A 17,924-nucleotide genomic window follows, 5' to 3' on the forward strand; every position below is an offset into this window, starting at 1 on the left:
TACTGCACAATGATCACGCGAAGGAATTCTTCATGAGAACTGCCCGTGATAGGGCCGTGACCTGTGGGAACAATGGTCGGCCGGCACGGTTGTCCGTTGTTGTGGTGATCGCGGCCGCGCTGGCGCTCGCTGGCTGCAAGGCCGGAGCGGGAGCGGAGGAGGGCGACCCCACCGGTGCCGCGCCGACGTCCACCGAGACGTCCTCGCCGGCCCCGGCCAGCTCCAGCAGCGCCGCACCCAGCAGCACCCAGTCGTCGGTCGCGCCGCCGCTGCCGACGACCACGACGCCCAAGCCCCCGTCGACCCCCACACCGCCCGCCGCAGGGGGCTGGCCCGGTCCCGACAACACCGGCTGGGCGCACACCGGCGTCAAGCTCGCCCCACTGCCCTGCAAGGGCGGCGAGTACCTGATCGACAAGGCCGGCACGGTCATCGACGGCAAGCAGATCCCCTGCTCGGTGCGCGTCACCGCGAACGACGTCAAGATCACCCGCAGCCAGGTCAGGGCGACCGGCCAGTGGGGCGTCTACCTCGTGGACAAGTTCACCCGGCTCACCGTGCAGGACGTCGAGATCATCGGCTCCGACGACTGCGAGTACGGCGTCGGCTACGGGGGCGTCACCTCGGTGCGCATCAACATCAGCGGCTGCTCGGACGGCGTGAAGATGGACACCGGCGCGAGCCTGGTCGACTCGTGGATCCACGACCTGAGCAAGGGTCCCGGCGACCACAACGACGGCATCCAGATCACCGGTGGCTCCAACATCACCATCCGCCACAACCGGATCGAGAACCCGAAGAACCAGACGTCGGCGATCCTCGTCGGCGGTGAGTTCGGCTCGCCGTCGAACATCCTGATCGCGAACAACTTCCTCAACGGCGGCAACTACACGATCTACCTCGACCCCAAGGGCACCAACCGGGTCATCCGCGACAACGTCTTCACGAAGGGCTTCGTCTACGGCCCTGCCCGGCTCGACGGCCAGGTCGAGTGGGTGAACAACACCTACGAGGACGGGTCGGCCGTCAAGAACTGACCGGCTCGCGGCAGCGCTCACGGCGACGTCCCCTCCCGCACAGCGCGGGAAGGGGACGTCGCCGTGAGCGGCAGCGGAGGCACCGGCGCCGAGGCCATCGTCGCGGCTGCGGCCTTCTGCATCCGCAGCAGCGCGCCGGCGCACCCGAGCAGCACGAACATCAGCCCGCTCGCGATCTTGAACGCGAACGTGTCGTACGTGGCGCTGGAGACGCCGAGCATCGCGATGCAGGCGAGCAGCGACTGGCACAGGTCCCGCACGTGCGGGTCGGTGCTCAGCCGCCGGGCCGCCGCTGCCGCGTAGATGCCGGCGATGAACAGGAACAGGAACGCGAGCATGCCGACGAGGCCGTTCTCCACCAGCGAGCCGAGGTACTGGTTGTCGATCGGCCCGTACCTGGTGGGCAGGTAGGTGCCGAACCCGCGGCCCAGCCACAGGTTCTGCTCGATCGTGGCCTCGGTGCTCGCGTAGTCGTCGGTGCGGCCCTGGATGCTCGGGTCGTTGGAGATGTTGCGGAACAGGCTCAGCAGCGTGCCGACCAGGCCGGGCACGAACGCGCGCAGCACCGTCAGGAAGCCCAGTGCGGCGAGGATCGTGTGCAGCTGCTGCTTGGCGGGCCACGTCGGCAGCAGGATGATGCCCGCCACCAGCAGGCCCAGGATCGCCGAGCGGGACAGCGACACGACCGCGCCCATCGCGAGCATCAGCACGCAGAACCACCAGCGGCGGCTGGGTTGCCTGCGCTTCTTCGTGCGGAACGCGTAGTGCGCGGCCAGCGGCACGGCGAGACCGCACACGACGCCGAACTCGATGGGGTGGCCCGCCGTGCCGCCGGGGCGGCGGAACGCGGCACGGGCCAGCACGGCCTCACCGGTGCCGACCGAGCGCAGGCCCGGCACCATCGCCATGTACTTGGTGAGGTCGAAGCCGGTGAAGAACTGCATCATGCCGATGACCGCCATGATCGTGCAGGCGATCACCACGAACTTCAGCACCCTGTCGAGGCGGTCCAGGGTGCGGACGCCGTCGATGATCAGCAGACCGGCCGCCATCAGCGAGACGATCGTGACGAAGCTCAGGTCGGCCGACTTCAGCTCGTCGTAGGGCATGTGCCGCAGGGTCACGTACCCGTAGGTCGCGATCTGCGACGAGGCGAAGAGGAAGATCGCGGTGCGGACACCGCTGCGCCCCTTCGCCATGCCGAGGTTGTCGACCATCTGCGCGCACAGCCAGCACATGCCGAGGCCGAAGCCCAGCAGCATCGACGGCCGGATGTCGAGCGGGATGCCGGCGAGCACCAGCCGGGACGGCACGAGCACCAGCACGGCGATGTAGACCACCGAGAGGGTGGCGCCGTCGGTGCGGGTGAGCGTGCGGGGGTGGACGGGTGTTCTCGGCATCGGCTCAGCCCGGCCGGGCGATGCGCACCGTCGGGTTCGCCTCGTTGGAGAGCTTGTGGTGCTGGGGCGCGGCCGGGGTGGCGCGCCGCTCGCCCTCGTCGGACGGCCACTTCGGGTCGTCCGGCTTCCTGGGCTCCGGTTTGCGCGCCTCGGGCTTCTTGCGGCGCAGCATGAAGCTCTCGATCATGTACGCCGATGTGAGGCTCGCCGCGAGGCCCAGCGCGAGTGCCGCGCCCGCCGCCCGCAGCTTGCCGCCGACGAGCAGTGTCGCCTCGGTCGGCGCGACGACGGTCTCGACGTTGATGAACGTCGACTCCGGCGCGCCGAGCTTGCGCTGCCGCTCGACGAGCTCCTGGCTCAGCCGCTTGAACGCCCCGTCCACGGTGGCGCGCGCGGCCTCCGGGGTCGGCGCCTTGCAGACGACCTGGACGAAGGGACCGCGCAGACCGCCGTCGCCCGCCTCGCACTCGATGTCCGGGTTGTTCCGGGTCAGCTGCGCGTAGACCGCCGGGTCGAGCAGCACCTGGGTCAGCAGCTGCGCCGTGGTCGTGAGGCTCGCGTCGAACGCCAGCAACGGGTTGATGATCCCGGAGGGCTTCGACGGGTCGAGCGTGGCGCCGGCCTTCGGCACCGTCAGCAGGTCCGTGCCGGTCGACTCGTACTCCGGTGGCACCGATGCGAACACGACCCCCGCACCACCGAGGGACAGCAACAGCACGGGCAGAGCGACGTACCACCGGCGGAGGAGGACCTTGATGGTCTTCCAGAAATCCATGCTCACCTCAAGTCGCGGGGCAGTCGCCTGTACGAAACGGTAATCGCGTCGCCCCGGCTCCCCGTTACCCGCCGCTATGGTGTGCCCCATGCGCCTCGGATTCGCCTGCGCGTGGGACCCCCGTCCGGAAGGGACGTGGTCGCACACCCCCTGGAACCTCAGAAACGCGTTGCGCCAGCGTATCGAGGTCGTCGACGTCGGGTTGACCTACCCCGGGGCGGTGCGCGCCGCCTTCAAGGCCGTCAACGCCCGGCGCGTCGACGGCCGCTGGGTGTCGATGTGGAAGCACTCCGCTCTCGCACGCCGTTACGGGGAGCGGAGCCTCGACCGGAGCCTGCGCGCCAACCCGTGCGACGTGGTGCTGCAGATCCAGGACCTCGCACCGGTCAGCGCGCCGTTCCTCATCCTCCAGGACCTGAGCTACGACGTGCTTTTCGACCACATGGACGAGAACGGGCGACTTGTCCACTTCCCGTCGCTGGAGCGCGGTGACCTGGAACGGCTTCGCGACCGCCAGCGCGGGATGTACGAGCGCGCCGCCGGGGTCGTGGCGATGAGCCGGTGGTTCGCCGACCACCTGGTGAACGTCTCGGGTGTGCCACGTGAACGGGTGCACGTCGTGAACCCCGGCGCGTCGGCCGCGTGGACCGGTCAGGAGGTGCCCGCGGAGGTGCGGCAGCGCCGGGTCGACGGACCACGGCGGCGGCTTCTCCTGGTCGGCAAGGACTTCTTCACCAAGAACGGCCCGCAGGTTCTCGGCGCCGTCGCCCGGCTGCGGGCCGAGGTCGACCCCGGGATCACGCTCACGGTCGTCGGCCCCGCCCAGTGGCCGCTGCCGGGGGAGGTCCCGCCGGGTGTGACGTTCCTCGGGCGCCAGCCGATCGACGCGATGGCGGGCATCTACGACGACCACGACGTGTTCGTCATGCCGTCGCGCTTCGAGGGCTTCGGCATCGCGCTCGTCGAGGCGCTGGCCCGCGGCCTGCCGTGCGTGGCCCGCAAGGCCTTCGCCATGCCCGAGATCGTGGAGGACGGCCGTAACGGCGCCCTCGTCGCAACCGATGACCCAGCAGAGCTGGCTGGCGCTGTCGCACGCCTGCTCGCGGATGACACCGTGTTCACTCGAACGGCCGCCGAGGCGGCTGCCGTTCGCGAGCACTACTCGTGGGAACGCGCAGCTGACGAGGTTGTCGCGGTCGCGCGGCAGGTGGTCCGCACCTAGGTTCCCGCAGCGGAGGAGAGACGCTCGATGTACCTGGCCTCCGCGCGCACCAAGCCGGTCGAGGCGGCCGGCGGCACCGGCGTCGCCGGGAAGGTGCCCGGCACGGTCGTCGCACTGGGCGCTGTGAGCCTCCTCACCGACGTGTCCGCGGAGATGGTCACCGCGTTCATGCCGGTTTACGTGCTCTACGTCCTGCAGCTCGGGTATGTCCAGTTCGGACTGCTCGACGGTTTGTACAGCGGTGCCACCGTCCTTCTCCGGTTGGTCGGCGGCCACCTGGGTGACCGGCTGGGCAAGTACCGGGCGGTGGCGCTGGCGGGGTACGGGATCTCGGCACTGTCCAAACTGCTCTTCCCGTTCGCCGGCGCCTCGACCGCCGCGATCGGTGCCGTCGTGGCCACGGACCGCGCGGGCAAGGGCCTGCGCACCGCGCCGCGCGACGCGCTGATCTCCCTGGCCACCCCGGCGCCCGTGCTGGGCAGGGCGTTCGGCCTGCACCGGGCGATGGACACGTTCGGCGCGATGCTCGGCCCGCTGGTGACGTTCCTCATCATGATCCAGCTCGGCGCCGACCCGAGCCTGGTCTTCGGCGTGAGCTTCTGCTTCGCGCTGGTCGGCGTGATCGTGCTGGTGACGTTCGTGCCCGGCCCGCCGCGCACCGCCGTCGCCGCGCCCCGGCCGGAGATCCGCTGGCGTGATGGCCTGCACCTGTTGCGCGGCAAGAGGTTCCGCGGCGCGTCGGTCGCGGCCACCGTGCTCGGGTTCGCCACGATCAGCGACGCGTTCGTCTTCGTCGTGCTGCAGAAGACCGCCGGGGTGCCGACGAGCCTGCTGCCGTTGCTGCCGCTGGGCACCGCGCTGGTGTTCCTGCTGGCCGCGCTGCCGCTGGGGCGCGTGGCCGACCGGTTCGGCCGCTGGCGGATGTTCGCCGTCGGCCACGTCGCGTTGCTGGGCGTGTACGCGCTGCTCGTCCTCGGCGGTCGCGGAATCGCGGTGGTGTGCCTGGTCCTGCTGCTGCACGGCCTCTTCTACGCCGCTACCGACGGTGTGCTGATGGCGCACGGAGCGGAGCTGGTGCCCGAGTCGATCAGGGCGAGCGGGCTCGCGATCCTGCAGACCGGCCAGGCCGTCGCCCGGCTGCTCTCGTCCGTCCTCTTCGGAGTGTTGTTGACCTTCCTCGACATGCGCTGGGCCGTGCTCGTGGCCGCCGTCGCGCTCCTCGCCGCACTCGGGACCGTGCTGGTCCTCACCGGCCGCGGCCGCACCGGCGCCGACGCGGAGGTGGCGGCGTGACCGCGCTCGCCCGGCACCGCGTCGCCATCGGCATCGCCGCCATCGTGCTGGTGCTGCTCGGCGGCGGCGGGTTCGTCGCCTGGACCGTGGCCAAGCGCGACGACGCGCGGGCGAGCGCCGCGCCGCCGGTGCAGGGCGGACTGCTGTTCGTCGACCTGGAGAGCTACGACGGCCAGGTCGACCAGGTCGCGCTCGCCGACCCCGGCGGCAAGCGCACCCCGACCGCGCTGCGGTGCCAGCGGGTCTACGTGGCCGCGGGGACGACGGTCTGCCTGCGGCTCGCGGGCATCGGGCCGTCCTACGAGGCCGCCGTCCTGGACGCGGACGGCGAGGTGCTCCGCACGGTCGCGCTGCCGGGCACGCCGAGCCGGGCGCGGGTCTCCCAGTCGGGCAAGGTGGTCTCCTGGACGACGTTCGTCACCGGCGACTCCTACTCCGTGCCGGGCGGCTTCTCCACCAGGACCGGTGTGCTGGACCTGGCCTCCGGCACGCTCGTCGAGTCGCTGGAGACCTTCCGGTCCACCGTCGGCGGCCAGGTCATGACCGCCGCGGACATCAACTTCTGGGGCGTCACGGTCGCCCAGGACGACCGCACGTTCTACGCGACGATGGCCACGGCCGGCCGCACGTGGCTGATGAAGGGCGACCTGGTCGCGCGGACGATGGCCGACGTCCGGCAGACCGCCGAGTGCCCGTCGCTGTCACCGGACGGCACGAAGGTCGCCTACAAGAAGCGGACCTCGCGCACCGGGCCGTGGCGGCTCGCGGTGGCCGACCTGCGCACGAACGCCGAGACCGTCATCGAGGGCACGACCGGCATCGACGACCAGGCCACGTGGCTGGACGGCGACACCCTGGCCTACGCCGCGACGAACGGTGACGAGAAGCGCTCGTCGATCTACGAGGTGCGCGCCGACGGTTCCACCGCGCCGAAGGTGCTGATCACCGCCGCCGCGTCCCCGGTGCCCGTGCGGTAGCCCCTGGCGCCCTCGGCGGTGAGGTTCACCGTCAGGAGCGGAACCAGGCCCGCTTCACCGGCCGGCCGTGCGCGAGGGCGTCGCGCAGCGAGACGCCCTTCAGGCCGCGCTCGGCCAGGCCGGCGCACACCAGCCGGGCGAGCTCGCCGCGGTCGAACGTCGGAGCGGGCCCGTCGTCGACGCCGTCCTCCGGTCCCGCGTAGCCGTCGTGCATCAGCACGACCGCTCCACTGTGGACCTCCCGCAGCGTCCGCTCGGCGATCGTGGCGGCCGGGTCGTCCTCCCAGTCGAACGCCGCCACGTCCCACACCACGGAGTCCATGCCGGTGGCGCGGATCGCCGCGTACGTCGCCGGCCGCTGCGCGCCGTACGGGGGGCGGAACCAGCGCACCTCGGTGCCGAGGACGTCCTCCAGGAAGTGCTTGCCGTCGGCCGTGCGGGCGCGCACCTCCTTGGGTGCCAGTGTGGTGAGGCGCACGTGGTCGACGCCGTGCAGCGCGATCTCGTGGCCAGCGGCCTGCACCTCGGCGAGCAGTCCCGGGTGCTTGCGCGCCCGGCCCGTCAACACGAAGAACGTTGCCGTGCAACCGGAGTTCGCCAAGGATTCCAGCACCCGTTCGGTCGCGCCCGGCTGCGGCCCGTCGTCGTAGGTGAGCACGACGTGCGGTTGCGGCGAAGAGACCTGTCGCACTGAGCCGATCGGAGCAGTGAGCGGCAGGACGAGGCGCCGGGCGAGGCGACGGATCATGCCGTCACTGTAACGACTCCAGACGGGCTCTCGATCCAGTTGACATGACGAGTGGCTCCGACCTGGTGAGTCTGTCGATCTTGATGGTGTCCTACAACGCCGCCGACCACCTCGAAGCCACGTTGCGTTCGCTGCAGGGGTCTGCGGCGCCGTCGGACCCGTTCGAGGTCCTGGTGACGGACAACGGTTCCGCGGACGGCGCGGCCGAGGTGGCCGAGCGGTTGCTGGGCACCGGCGCGGTCGAGCGCATGCACCGCAACACCGGCTTCGGCTTCGCGGTCAACCGCACGGCGAAACGCGCCAGGGGCGACTACTTCCTGTTGCTGAACCCGGACGCGCACCCGAGGCCGGGCGCGATCGACGCGGCGCTGGCGGTGCTGCGGGCACGGCCGCGCACGGGCATCGTCGGTGGGCGCTGCGTCACACCCGACGGGGAGCTCGACCCGCGCAGCTGCTTCGGCCGCATCACCGCCTGGAGCCTCACGAGCGGCATGCTCGGCCTGTCCAGCGCCTTCCGCGGCTCCGCGTTCTTCGACCCCGAGTCGCTGGGCGGCTGGCAGCGCGACGACCAGCGCCCGGTCGACGTCATCAGCGGCGGGTTCCTGCTGATCTCCCGCGAGACCTGGGAACGGCTCGGCGGGTTCGACGAGACCTACCGGATCTACGGCGAGGACCAGGACCTCTGCCTGCGCGCCGCCGCACTCGGCTTCTCGCCGTGCATCGCACCGGCCGCGGAGTTCGAGCACGCCGTCGGCGCCTCCTCCGCGCACCGGGTGAACCGCGACGTGCTGGTGCTCACCGGCCGGGCGACGGTCGTGCAGCGCCACGTGCCGGCGCGGCGGTACGGGCTCTTCGCGCTGCGGGCAGGCGTGGCGTTGCGCGCCGCGGCCGAACGGGTGCTGCGCAGGGGTCCGCGCTGGAGCGAGGTGTGGCGCCGCCGCGCGGAATGGGCCGGCGGCTGGGGCGCCCGCACCGACGTGGCGGGGTCCGCGTGACGCGGCCGGTCGCCGGTGTGGTCATCCCGGCGCACAACGAGGAACGCGGCATCGCGCGGTCCCTGTCCTTGCTGGGCGGGGAGTTCGACGTCGTCGTCGTGGCCAACGCGTGCACCGACGCCACCGCCGACGTGGCCCGCGCGGCGGGCGTGAAGGTCGTGGAGACCCCGGTGGCGGGCAAGGTGCACGCGCTCGCCCTGGGTGACGAGGTGTGCGCCACGTTCCCGCGGGTGTACCTGGACGCGGACGTCGACCTGACCGCCGAGTCGTTGCGCGCCATGGTGTTCGAGCTCACCTCCGACGACACGGCCCTCGCGTGCGCGCCGGTGCCCGAGCTCGACCTCACCGGCTGCTCCCGCGTCGCCGCGGGTTTCCACCGCACCATCGCGCGGCTGCTCGCCCAGCGCCGCGGGCTGTCCGGCACCGGCGCCTACATGGTCACCGAACGCGGTCACGCCCGGATCTTCCCGATGCCCGACGTCGTCAACGACGACGGGTACGTGCAGCGCAGGTTCTCCTTGGCGGAGAAGAAGATCGTCCCGTCGGCGCGTGCGGTCGTGCGCCCGGCCAGGACGGTGGGGGCGCTGGTGCGCCGCCGGGCCAGGGTGCGGCTGGGCAACCGGCAGCTGGACGCGCTCGGTCACACCGGCCACGAGCCGCCGCTCGCCCTGGGGCAGCTGCGCGGCCTGGTCCGGTCGCGCGAGGTCGCACGACTCGACGCGCTGTGCTTCCTGTCGGTGCTCGCCGTGGAGAAGGTGCTCGCCCGCTGGCGCCACCTGACCGGTGTGACCGGCGAATGGTCCACCGACCGCACCACGAGGTAACGCACACCCGTTGGTGGAACGACTACCTGAGCGTTGGCCCGGTCCCCCGGTGAGAGGTCTTAGCTGTGAGCGCACCGCACGTGTTGATCATCGTGCAGAACCTGCCCGTGCCGTTGGATCGGCGGGTGTGGCTCGAATGCCGTGCGCTGACAGCGGCCGGCTACGAGGTGTCGGTCATCTGCCCCAAGGGACCGGGTGACCCCGCCTACCAGCTCCTCGACGGGGTGCACCTCCACAAGTACGCCCCGCCACCGCAGGCGGAGGGTGCTCTCGGCTACGCCTGGGAGTTCCTCTACTGCTGGGTGCGCACCGCGGTGCTGAGCGTGAAGGTGCGCATGCGCCGCCGGTTCGACGTGATGCAGGCGTGCAACCCGCCGGACACGTACTGGGCGCTCGCGCTGCTGTGGCGGCTCGGTGGCGTGAAGTTCGTCTTCGACCACCACGACCTCAACCCCGAGGTCTTCCTGTCCCGCTTCGGCGAGCCGGCCGGGTTCGCAGGCAAGCTGCAGTACCGGGTCCTGAAGTGGCTGGAGCGGCGCACGTTCCGCACGGCCGACCGGGTGACCTCGACCAACACCTCGTACCAGAAGATCGCGTGGACCCGCGGTGACGTGCCGCCCGAGCGCACGACGGTGGTGCGTTCGGGCCCGGACACGACGGTCATGCGGCCGGTCGAGGGCGTGGACGAGCTGCGCCGCGGCGGCAAGCACCTGGTCGCCTACCTGGGCATCATGGGCCCGCAGGACGGTGTCGACGGCGTGCTGGAGGTGGCCCGCAGGGTCGTGTTCGACCACGGCCGCAGCGACGTCCGGTTCGCCCTGCTCGGCTTCGGCGACTGCCTGGAGGACCTGCGGAAGCAGTCCGCGGCCTGGGGTCTCGACCCGTACGTCGAGTTCACCGGCCGGGTCGGTCCCGAGCAGATCACCCGCTACCTGTCCACGGCCGCCGTGGGACTGGGGCCGGACCCGTTGTCGCCGCTGAACGACGTGTCCACCATGAACAAGACCATGGAGTACATGGCCTACGCGCTGCCGGTGCTGTCCTACCGGCTGACCGAGACCGTGGTGTCGGCGGGCGACTGCGCCGTTTACGTCGAGCCGGGTGACGTGGAGGCGTTCACGTCGGCGCTGCTCGACCTGCTCGACGACGCGGAGCGCCGCGGCCGGCTCGGCTTCGAGGGCCGCCGCCGCTGCGAGGCCGAGCTCGACTGGCGCCCGCAGGCTGAGGCGTACGTCTCGGTCTTCGACGGACTCACCGGATTCGTGTCGCGCGGGCCCTTCCCGGACGGTAGACCTGACCTGGCCGCCGGTACCGACCAGTGGGGCAACAAGATGATCGACGTGAGCGACGACGCCGTTCTCCGCGCGTTCGCCGTGAACCGAACGGGAGAATGATGTTCGTCAGAAGGATCGCTGTCGTCGGCACCGGCTACGTCGGCCTGACCACCGGTGCGTGTCTCGCGTCACTGGGGCACCGCGTGGTGTGCGCGGACGTCGACGAGGCCAAGGTCGAACGGCTCTCGCGCGGCGAGGTCGACATCCTCGAACCCGGTCTCGCGGACCTGGTGAGCGGCGGCCTGGCCTCTGGCCGGCTCTCGTTCGTCGTCGGCGCGTCGGCCGCGGTGGCCGACGCCGAGGTCGTGTTCCTCTGCGTGCCGACGCCGATGGGCGTGGGCGGCATCGCGGACCTGCAGGCCGTCGAGTCCGTTGTGGACGAGACCCGCGACCTGCTGCCGTCGGGCTGCGTGATCGTGAACAAGTCGACGGTGCCGGTGGGCACCGCGGTCCGCACGGCCGAGCTGCTGCGCCGCGATGACGTGGCCGTCGTGTCGAACCCGGAGTTCCTGCGCGAGGGCTCCGCCGTGCACGACTTCCTGAACCCGGACCGCATCGTCGTCGGCTGCGACCAGCAGGACGCGGCCGAGCGCGTGGCCGCCCTGTACGCCCGCCTGGGTGCGCCGACCGTGCTGACCGACGCGGCCTCCGCCGAGCTGGTCAAGTACGCGGCGAACTGCTTCCTCGCGATGAAGCTCTCGTACGTCAACGCGGTCGCGGAGCTGTGCGAACGGCTTGGCGCGAACATCACCGACGTGACCGAGGGCATGGGCTACGACAAGCGCATCGGCCAGTCGTTCCTCTCGCCCGGTCCCGGCTGGGGCGGCTCCTGCCTGCCCAAGGACACGCACGCGATGCTCCAGGCCGCGGACGCCGCCGACTTCGAGTTCCGGCTGCTGCGCGCCACGATCGACACCAACGAGCGCCAGCGCACCCGGATGGTCGAGAAGGTCCGCCTGGCGGTCACCGGCAAGCGCGGCGGCTCCCTCTCGCACGTCCGCCTCGGTCTGCTCGGACTCACGTTCAAGGCGGGCACCGACGACCTGCGCGACTCGCCTGCCCTGGCCGTGGCGGCGCTGCTCAAGCAGGCCGGTGCCGAGCTCGTGGGCTACGACCCGGCACTGAGCGGCGGCACCGACCTCGGTGCGGTGTCCGTTGTGGACGACGCCTACCAGGCGGCGAAGGACGTCGACGCGCTCGTGGTGCTCACCGAGTGGCCGGACTTCCGCTCGCTCGACTGGGCCCGCCTCGCCGAGACGGTCCGCCAGCCGGTGGTCGTCGACACCCGCAACATCCTCGACCCGGACGTCATCCGCAGGGCGGGCTTCACCTGCACGTCCCTCGGCCGCCGCTGAGGTCCGCCCCGGACCTCAGCGCGGCAGGTCCGGCCCGCAGTTCGTCACGCCGGCGAACAGGTCGGTCTCCGGCAGCGGGGCGTTCGTGGTGTCCAGGTCGCGGAAGTAGTGCTCCTGGACCGCGAACGCCCCTTCCGCGTACCGCCCCGGGTAGCACTGCACGGCCTTGCGCTTCACGTCGGCCACGTCGTCGATGTCGATCGTCGTCGCACCCCCGTCGGCGGTGAGGTAGAGCTTGGCGGGGATGCCGGTGCGGTAGACCGCCGACTTCGCCACCCGGACCGCGTGCACGTGGTCGCGGTGAGCGCCGTGGTGCGTGACCACGACCTGCGGCCGGTAGCGCTCGACCAGCGCCGCGACCCGGCCGGCGGCGATGTTCACCGGGATGGCGCAGAACCCGCCCTGCCCCACCTCACCGTCCTCACCGGAGTCGAGGTAGCCGAGCGCCTCCAGGTCCGTGACGCCCAGTACGTCGGCAGCGGCCTGCAGCTCCGGGTTCTGCGCAGGGCCGGTGCAGGTGACCAGGACCGTGCGGACGCCCTGGCGGGAGTACAGCGCCAGCGCGCCGCCGGTGGTCGCCGACTCGTCACCGGGGTGGGCGTGCAGGACGAGGAGGGTGCGCGGTACGGGTAAGTGCACGCCGGGGAACGTACCCGAGGACCGGGTCGTGGCCCGGTCGCCGCGCTGGAGCGCTGTTCCCCGGGGCCCTGCCCGGACTCCGGCTCCACCGCGACCCGCGTCAGCGGCCGATGAACGTCGCCCTGCCCGGCCCGTCGGTCAGGAAGCTGTGCACGGCGTTCGGCAAGTCCTCGGTGTCGAACAGGGCCGCCGCGATCGTCGTCACGTGCGCGTCGGCCTCCGGGACGCCGCCGTGTTCGAAGTGGGCGAGCACCTGCTTCGTCGCCGCGTGCGCCTGGGTCGGGCCCACGGCCAGGCCGTGCGCGAACCGTTCGGCGGCCAGCGCGAAGCCCTCGTCGGGCAGGACGCGGTTGACGACGTTCCAGCGCTCCAGCGTCTCGGCGGAGTACAGGTCGCCGGTCATGACGAGCTCCTTGGCGCGGCCGACACCGGCGCGGGCGGCCAGGCGCTGGGTGCCGCCCATCGTCGGGGTGAGGCCGACGACCTTCTCGACCAGGCCGAAGCGGGCGCTCTCTGCGGCGAGGACCAGGTCGCAGGCCACCGCCAGCTCGAAGGCCCAGGTGAGGCACAGGGAGTGGGCGGCGAAGACGGTGGGGATCGGCAGCGCGGCCAGGCGCTGGGGGAGCAGCATCATGCGGTCGAACAGGGCCTGGGCGTCGGAGCGGTACTCCTGGGCGGCGAACAGGGAGACGTCCACGCCGCCGGAGACGACCCTGCCGGCCGCGTTGACCAGCAGGCAGCGGGCGTCGCCCAGTTCGTCGAGGGCGTCGTGGAACTCGGCGTCCAGCTCCAGGGTGTAGAGGTTGAGCGGGGGTGCGTCGATCGTGATGATCGCGAGCTCGTGCTGACGGGTCAGGTGGATCTTCACGGGTGCAGCCTCACAGCCAGTCGCGGCGTTTGAACATCAGGTACAGGTAGTAGGAGAGGGCCAGGATGCCCGCGGTGGCCACCCAGAAGCCCCACCGCTGGTCGTAGCCGGGGTACGGGACGTTCATGCCGTAGTAGCCGGAGATGGCGGTCGGGACGGCGATGATCGCGGCCCAGCTCGTGACCTTCTTCATGATCGAGTTCAGGCGGTTGCCCTGGACGGCCACCTCGGCCTCGCGCAGGTTCGTCACGAGCTCGCGCAGCGACTCGGTCAGCTCCGCGGTGAACAGGGTGTGGTCCTTCACGTCCAGGTAGTACGGCATCAGCTCGTCGGAGACCAGCGCGTGCTCGCGGTGGACGAGCGAGCCGAGGATCTCGCGCATCGGCAGGGCCACGCGGCGCAGCTGGACCAGGGCGCGGCGCAGCTTGAGGATCTTGCGGCCCTGGTGGGGGCGTTCCGCGTAGATGCTGTCCTCGACGTCCTCGACGTGGTCCTCCAGCTCCTGCGCGGCGGCGTGGTGGCCGTCGACCACGTCGTCGAGCAGGCCGTGCAGCAGGAAGCTGACCCCGGCGGAGGCGAGGTCGGCGCCCGCGTCCCAGCGGCGCAGCACGCCGTCGAGCGGGTAGGACTCGTCTTCCCGGACGGTGACCAGGACCCGCGGGAGCACGAACACGTCGACCTCGGTGGTCCTGACCTCGTGCTCGGCGTAGGTGACGGCGTGCATCGCGAGGAACAGGTGGGTGGGGTAGCGGTCGACCTTCGGGCGCTGGCGCTCGGCGAGGGCGTCCTCGATCGCCAGGTCGTGCAGGCCCAGCTCGTCGCGCAGCAGGCGGACGTCGGGCTCCGAGGGCGCGCACAGGTCGAACCACACCACGGCCGAGGGATCTTCCAGCAGGTGTGCGACGTCGGCGACCGGGAAGTCCTGGTCGACCAGTTCGCCGTTGCGGTACAAGCGGGTCCGGCCCATGGGTGACAACGATACGTAGATCCGCTCAGATGTGAGGTTCCGGCCCGAGTTCCCGCTACCCTCGAACCGGTGAAGGTGGACCAACCTCAGCGCATCGGCGACTACCTGCTGCTGGGCAGGCTCGGTCGTGGCGCCATGGGAACCGTCTACCTGGGCCAGAGCAGTGACGGAAGGCAGGTCGCGGTCAAGGTCGCGCGGGCAGAGCTCGCTGACGACCCGCGGTTCCGCGAGCGGTTCCGGCGCGAGGTGCAGATGGCGCGGGCGGTGGGCGGTACCGGAACGGCGGCCGTGCTCGACGCCGACACACGGGCACCGCGGCCGTGGATGGCGACCGAGTACGTGCCCGGCCCGACGCTGCAGGAGGCAGTCGAACGGCACGGGCCGCTGCCGGAGCACCACCTGAGACGACTCGCCGAGGGCCTGGCCGACGCGCTCACCGCGATCCACGGCGCCGGGCTCGTGCACCGCGACCTCAAGCCGGCGAACGTGCTGCTCGGCGCGGACGGCCCGCGGGTCATCGACTTCGGCATCTCCCGCGCGATGGAGCACACGGCGCTGACCGAGACCGGCATGGTCTTCGGCACGCCGGGGTTCCTGTCGCCGGAGCAGATCACCGGCCAGGAGGTCGGCTGCCCCAGCGACGTGTTCGCGCTGGGCGCGGTGCTGGTCTACGCGGCCACCGGCAGGGGACCGTTCGGCGAGGGCCCGACGGCGACGCTGCTCTACCGGGCCGCGCACGGCGAGCCGGACCTCGACGGGCTGCCCAAGTCGTTGCGGCCGCTGGTGCAGCGGTGCATGCACCGCGACCCGGCCAAGCGCCCGGAGCCCACCGAGGTCACCCGGCTGCTGGCGCAGGTCGCGAAGCCGCCGACGACGAAGCTGCCCGCCCCGATGACCCCGGCCGCCGCCACGTTCTCGACGTCGCGGATCGTGCCGTTCAGCTGGGGCGTGGTGAACCTGGCCGCCGCGCTGCTCGCCGCCGCCATCGCCGACCCGGCCGCCCAGGCGAACGGGGCGACGCAGCTGCTGGCGCTGGCCGCGTTCTGCGTGCTGGTGGTGCGGGCCGCGCGGTTCTTCGGCGCGTCCGCACGCCGCAAGGTGGTCGTGGAGATCAGTCGCGAGGGCATCGCCACCACCCGCAACGGCAAGTTCCACCAGTACTGGTGGTACGAGCTGGCGCGCGTGCGGGTGGTGCCGCACAAGAAGCGCCCGTGGGTCGTGGTCTGGCTCAAGGACCCGGCGCCACGCCGGTTCTTCGGCGCCCACCACGGCGGGGTGCGGGTGTTCCCGATCGCCCACGAGCGCTCGCGCCGCCGCCGTGACCGCGAGGTCGCCGAGCTGCGCGCCGCACTGGCCTGGTACCTGCCGCGCTCCTACGACGGGCGCTGATCGGTCCACCCGCAGGTGGTCGTCACGGTGTCCGGCACGCCGGGTGGTGACGTGGACCACATCAGGGTCGCGGGTGCGACTAGGCGGCCATCGGCAGATCGGCGCGGAGCACGGCGACGAGGTCCTCGCAGGACTGCCGGCCGGCCACGCCGTGCACGACCTGCCAGCCGGCGGGCACCTGCAGCACCGCCGGCCAGATCGAGTACTGGCCCGCCGGGCTGACCAGCACCAGGAACATGGTGTGAGCCGAAGCGAACGGGGTCATGCGTCCAGGGTGACGTGGACCACCTCGGGCGGCGCTCGGCGCGCGCTCAAGTCGCCGCCGGGTTGCCGCTGCGCGGAGTCCTCACGGCCACCGGGTGTCGGCGTGCCACACTGCTGCGCGCCGCGTTGCCCTGCCGCCCGCGAGCCACCCACCGGCCCTCGACGACAACGATGTCGGCGCCCAGGTTCCGGTGCCCCGCCCGAGTGTGGTTACGTGTGGTCGTGACTGTGGAACAGGTGGTCCTGCTCGGCGAGGACGGTTCGGCGATCGGCGTCGAGGACAAGGCTGTCGTGCACCACGCGGACACGCCGCTGCACCTGGCGTTCTCCAGCTACGTCTTCGACTCGGCCGGCAACACGGTGCTCACCCGCCGGGCGTTGCACAAGAAGACGTTCCCCGGCCTGTGGACCAACACGTGCTGCGGCCACCCCCTGCCGGAGGAGGACATGGCCGAGGCGGTGCGGCGGCGGCTGCGCGACGAGCTCGGCATGGACGTCGGCGTGCCCGAGCTGGTCCTGCCGGCATTCCGCTACCGGGCGGAGATGGACGGTGTCGTCGAGAACGAGATGTGCCCGGTGTTCCGGGTGCTGTCCGACGCCGAGCCGGTGCCGAACCCCGACGAGGTCGACTCGACCGAGCGCGTGCCGTGGAGCGTGTACGCCTCGAGCGTCCTGGACGGGACCCGGCCGGTGTCGCCGTGGTCCCGCCTGCAGGTCGCCGAGCTCGTGGAGCTCGGGCCCGATCCGCTCGCGTGGCCGGTGGCGGACCGGGCCGGGCTGCCTAAGGCCGTGGTGCTGTCACCACTGCAGTGAGCCGCCGTTCTGGTACTCGATGACGCGGGTCTCGAAGAAGTTCTTCTCCTTCTTGAGGTCCATCATCTCCGACATCCACGGGAACGGGTTCTCCGCCGGCTCCCACACGGGCTCGAGCCCGAGCTGTGCGCAGCGGCGGTTCGTGATGAACCGCATGTACTGCTCGCACAGCTCGGAGTTCAGCCCCAGGATGCCGTTCGGCATGGTGTCGCGGCCGTAGGCGATCTCCAGCTCGCAGCCCTCCGCGAGCATGGTGCGCACCTCCGCCTGGAACGCGTCGTCCCACAGGTGCGGGTTCTCGAGCTTGATCTGGTTGATCGCGTCGATGCCGAAGTTCAGGTGGATCGACTCGTCGCGCAGGATGTACTGGTACTGCTCGGCGACGCCGACCATCTTGTTGCGCCGCCCCAGGGACAGGATCTGCGCGAACCCGGTGTAGAACCACATGCCCTCGAACACCACGTAGAACGCGACGAGGTCCTTGAGGAACGCCCGGTCGCGGTCGGGTGTGCCGGTGCGGAACCCCGGGTCCTCCAGGTGCCGGGTGAACTGCAACGCCCACGCGGCCTTGTCCGTGATGGACGGGATCTCCCGGTACATGTTGAACAGCTCGCCCTCGTCGAGGCCGAGCGAGGTGCAGACGTACTGGAACGTGTGGGTGTGCACGGCCTCCTCGAACGCCTGGCGCAGCAGGTACTGCCGGCACTCGGGGTTGGTCAGGTGCCGGTACACGGCGAGCACGATGTTGTTGGCCACCAACGACTCCGACGTGGCGAAGAAGCCGAGGTTGCGCTTGATCATCAGGCGCTCGTCCGCGGTGAGGCCGTCCTTCGACTTCCACAGGCCGATGTCGGCCTGCATGGACACCTCGGTCGGCATCCACGCGTTGTTGCAGCCGGCCAGGTACTTCTCCCACGCCCAGTGGTACTTGAGCGGCAGCAGCTGGTTGACGTCCGCACGGCAGTTGATCATCGCCTTGTCGTCCACGCCGACCCGCGCGGCACCGGCGTCGATGATGTGGTCG

18 protein-coding genes are annotated in these 17,924 nt (G+C 71.2%); 10 read left to right on the forward strand and 8 right to left on the reverse strand.

The window, feature by feature from the left end:
• Nucleotides 1–89 precede the first annotated feature (89 nt).
• Nucleotides 90–1,037, forward strand: coding sequence for a right-handed parallel beta-helix repeat-containing protein (locus ACZ7CH_RS06280; protein ID WP_360386834.1), 948 nt, complete (start codon nt 90–92; stop codon nt 1,035–1,037).
• A 17-nt stretch (nt 1,038–1,054) separates the two neighbouring features.
• Here the strand turns inward: ACZ7CH_RS06280 and ACZ7CH_RS06285 are convergent, their stop codons facing one another.
• The gene (locus tag ACZ7CH_RS06285) at nt 1,055–2,437 is read right to left on the reverse strand and encodes an O-antigen ligase family protein (RefSeq protein ID WP_470373302.1); all 1,383 of its coding nucleotides are present in this window, start codon (nt 2,435–2,437) and stop codon (nt 1,055–1,057) included.
• A 4-nt stretch (nt 2,438–2,441) separates the two neighbouring features.
• Complete coding sequence (locus ACZ7CH_RS06290) at nt 2,442–3,212, reverse strand: GumC domain-containing protein (RefSeq protein WP_360386839.1); 771 nt, start codon at nt 3,210–3,212, stop codon at nt 2,442–2,444.
• A gap of 88 nt (nt 3,213–3,300) precedes the next feature.
• Here ACZ7CH_RS06290 and ACZ7CH_RS06295 point away from each other — a divergent pair, with 88 nt between their 5' ends.
• From ACZ7CH_RS06295 to ACZ7CH_RS06305, 3 genes are read left to right on the forward strand one after another with little or no spacing between them, the layout of a single operon-like run.
• Nucleotides 3,301–4,434: a glycosyltransferase family 4 protein gene (locus tag ACZ7CH_RS06295; RefSeq protein ID WP_470373303.1), complete on the forward strand. Its 1,134-nt coding sequence runs from the start codon at nt 3,301–3,303 to the stop codon at nt 4,432–4,434.
• A 27-nt stretch (nt 4,435–4,461) separates the two neighbouring features.
• Nucleotides 4,462–5,727, forward strand: a complete 1,266-nt coding sequence (locus ACZ7CH_RS06300) for an MFS transporter (protein WP_470373304.1) — start codon at nt 4,462–4,464, stop codon at nt 5,725–5,727.
• Complete coding sequence (locus ACZ7CH_RS06305; RefSeq protein WP_360386847.1) at nt 5,724–6,704, forward strand: TolB family protein; 981 nt, start codon at nt 5,724–5,726, stop codon at nt 6,702–6,704. Before ACZ7CH_RS06300 ends, ACZ7CH_RS06305 begins: the two co-directional genes overlap by 4 nt.
• A 31-nt stretch (nt 6,705–6,735) precedes the next feature.
• On the opposite strand, the gene ACZ7CH_RS06310 is transcribed toward ACZ7CH_RS06305, so the two are convergent.
• Nucleotides 6,736–7,452, reverse strand: a complete 717-nt coding sequence (locus ACZ7CH_RS06310; protein ID WP_360386850.1) for a polysaccharide deacetylase family protein — start codon at nt 7,450–7,452, stop codon at nt 6,736–6,738.
• A gap of 44 nt (nt 7,453–7,496) precedes the next feature.
• Between ACZ7CH_RS06310 and ACZ7CH_RS06315 the strand changes: the two genes are divergently transcribed.
• From ACZ7CH_RS06315 to ACZ7CH_RS06330, 4 genes are all read left to right on the forward strand, one after another.
• Entirely contained in the window at nt 7,497–8,447 is a 951-nt protein-coding gene (locus ACZ7CH_RS06315) for a glycosyltransferase family 2 protein (protein ID WP_458433382.1), read from the forward strand.
• Nucleotides 8,444–9,271 (forward strand): glycosyltransferase, encoded by an 828-nt coding sequence (locus ACZ7CH_RS06320; protein ID WP_458433381.1) that lies wholly within the window; start codon nt 8,444–8,446, stop codon nt 9,269–9,271. The genes ACZ7CH_RS06315 and ACZ7CH_RS06320 overlap by 4 nt, the downstream gene beginning before the upstream one ends.
• Nucleotides 9,272–9,336: 65 nt before the next feature.
• Nucleotides 9,337–10,665 carry a glycosyltransferase family 4 protein gene (locus tag ACZ7CH_RS06325; RefSeq protein WP_360386857.1) on the forward strand — a complete coding sequence of 443 codons (1,329 nt, stop codon included), beginning with the start codon at nt 9,337–9,339 and terminating at the stop codon, nt 10,663–10,665.
• A complete protein-coding gene (locus ACZ7CH_RS06330; protein ID WP_360386859.1) occupies nt 10,665–11,960 on the forward strand; it encodes a UDP-glucose dehydrogenase family protein in 1,296 nt (431 codons plus the stop codon). Before ACZ7CH_RS06325 ends, ACZ7CH_RS06330 begins: the two co-directional genes overlap by 1 nt.
• Nucleotides 11,961–11,975: 15 nt before the next feature.
• Here ACZ7CH_RS06330 and ACZ7CH_RS06335 read toward each other — a convergent pair whose 3' ends face one another.
• The 3 genes from ACZ7CH_RS06335 to ACZ7CH_RS06345 form a co-directional block, all read right to left on the reverse strand.
• Nucleotides 11,976–12,599: a PIG-L deacetylase family protein gene (locus tag ACZ7CH_RS06335; RefSeq protein ID WP_470373305.1), complete on the reverse strand. Its 624-nt coding sequence runs from the start codon at nt 12,597–12,599 to the stop codon at nt 11,976–11,978.
• 100 nt (nt 12,600–12,699) lie between these two features.
• Nucleotides 12,700–13,467: an enoyl-CoA hydratase/isomerase family protein gene (locus ACZ7CH_RS06340; protein ID WP_360386865.1), complete on the reverse strand. Its 768-nt coding sequence runs from the start codon at nt 13,465–13,467 to the stop codon at nt 12,700–12,702.
• 10 nt (nt 13,468–13,477) lie between these two features.
• Nucleotides 13,478–14,434 carry a magnesium transporter CorA family protein gene (locus ACZ7CH_RS06345; protein WP_360386868.1) on the reverse strand — a complete coding sequence of 319 codons (957 nt, stop codon included), beginning with the start codon at nt 14,432–14,434 and terminating at the stop codon, nt 13,478–13,480.
• A 69-nt stretch (nt 14,435–14,503) separates the two neighbouring features.
• Here ACZ7CH_RS06345 and ACZ7CH_RS06350 point away from each other — a divergent pair, with 69 nt between their 5' ends.
• Nucleotides 14,504–15,823, forward strand: a complete 1,320-nt coding sequence (locus ACZ7CH_RS06350; protein WP_360386871.1) for a serine/threonine-protein kinase — start codon at nt 14,504–14,506, stop codon at nt 15,821–15,823.
• Between the two features lie 79 nt (nt 15,824–15,902).
• Here ACZ7CH_RS06350 and ACZ7CH_RS06355 read toward each other — a convergent pair whose 3' ends face one another.
• Nucleotides 15,903–16,088: an MbtH family NRPS accessory protein gene (locus ACZ7CH_RS06355; RefSeq protein WP_360386874.1), complete on the reverse strand. Its 186-nt coding sequence runs from the start codon at nt 16,086–16,088 to the stop codon at nt 15,903–15,905.
• Between the two features lie 227 nt (nt 16,089–16,315).
• Here ACZ7CH_RS06355 and idi point away from each other — a divergent pair, with 227 nt between their 5' ends.
• A complete protein-coding gene (gene idi / locus ACZ7CH_RS06360) occupies nt 16,316–16,900 on the forward strand; it encodes an isopentenyl-diphosphate Delta-isomerase (protein WP_360388326.1) in 585 nt (194 codons plus the stop codon).
• Here idi and ACZ7CH_RS06365 read toward each other — a convergent pair.
• Nucleotides 16,886–17,872, reverse strand: a complete 987-nt coding sequence (locus ACZ7CH_RS06365; protein ID WP_470368888.1) for a ribonucleotide-diphosphate reductase subunit beta — start codon at nt 17,870–17,872, stop codon at nt 16,886–16,888. The two genes, idi and ACZ7CH_RS06365, sit on opposite strands and share 15 nt — an antisense overlap.
• Nucleotides 17,873–17,924 lie beyond the last annotated feature (52 nt).

This window comes from Lentzea sp. NPDC037011 (assembly GCF_055607425.1).

Excerpts from the sequence above, each read along its gene's own strand:
- ACZ7CH_RS06285 (WP_470373302.1), bottom strand. The coding sequence starts at position 2,437 with ATGCCGAGAACACCCGTCCACCCCCGCACGCTCACCCGCACCGACGGC.
- ACZ7CH_RS06290 (WP_360386839.1), bottom strand. The coding sequence starts at position 3,212 with ATGGATTTCTGGAAGACCATCAAGGTCCTCCTCCGCCGGTGGTACGTC.
- ACZ7CH_RS06295 (WP_470373303.1), top strand. The coding sequence starts at position 3,301 with ATGCGCCTCGGATTCGCCTGCGCGTGGGACCCCCGTCCGGAAGGGACG.
- ACZ7CH_RS06300 (WP_470373304.1), top strand. The coding sequence starts at position 4,462 with ATGTACCTGGCCTCCGCGCGCACCAAGCCGGTCGAGGCGGCCGGCGGC.
- ACZ7CH_RS06310 (WP_360386850.1), bottom strand. The coding sequence starts at position 7,452 with ATGATCCGTCGCCTCGCCCGGCGCCTCGTCCTGCCGCTCACTGCTCCG.
- ACZ7CH_RS06315 (WP_458433382.1), top strand. The coding sequence starts at position 7,497 with ATGACGAGTGGCTCCGACCTGGTGAGTCTGTCGATCTTGATGGTGTCC.
- ACZ7CH_RS06330 (WP_360386859.1), top strand. The coding sequence starts at position 10,665 with ATGTTCGTCAGAAGGATCGCTGTCGTCGGCACCGGCTACGTCGGCCTG.
- ACZ7CH_RS06345 (WP_360386868.1), bottom strand. The coding sequence starts at position 14,434 with ATGGGCCGGACCCGCTTGTACCGCAACGGCGAACTGGTCGACCAGGAC.
- ACZ7CH_RS06355 (WP_360386874.1), bottom strand. The coding sequence starts at position 16,088 with ATGACCCCGTTCGCTTCGGCTCACACCATGTTCCTGGTGCTGGTCAGC.
- ACZ7CH_RS06365 (WP_470368888.1), bottom strand. The coding sequence starts at position 17,872 with ATGATCAACTGCCGTGCGGACGTCAACCAGCTGCTGCCGCTCAAGTAC.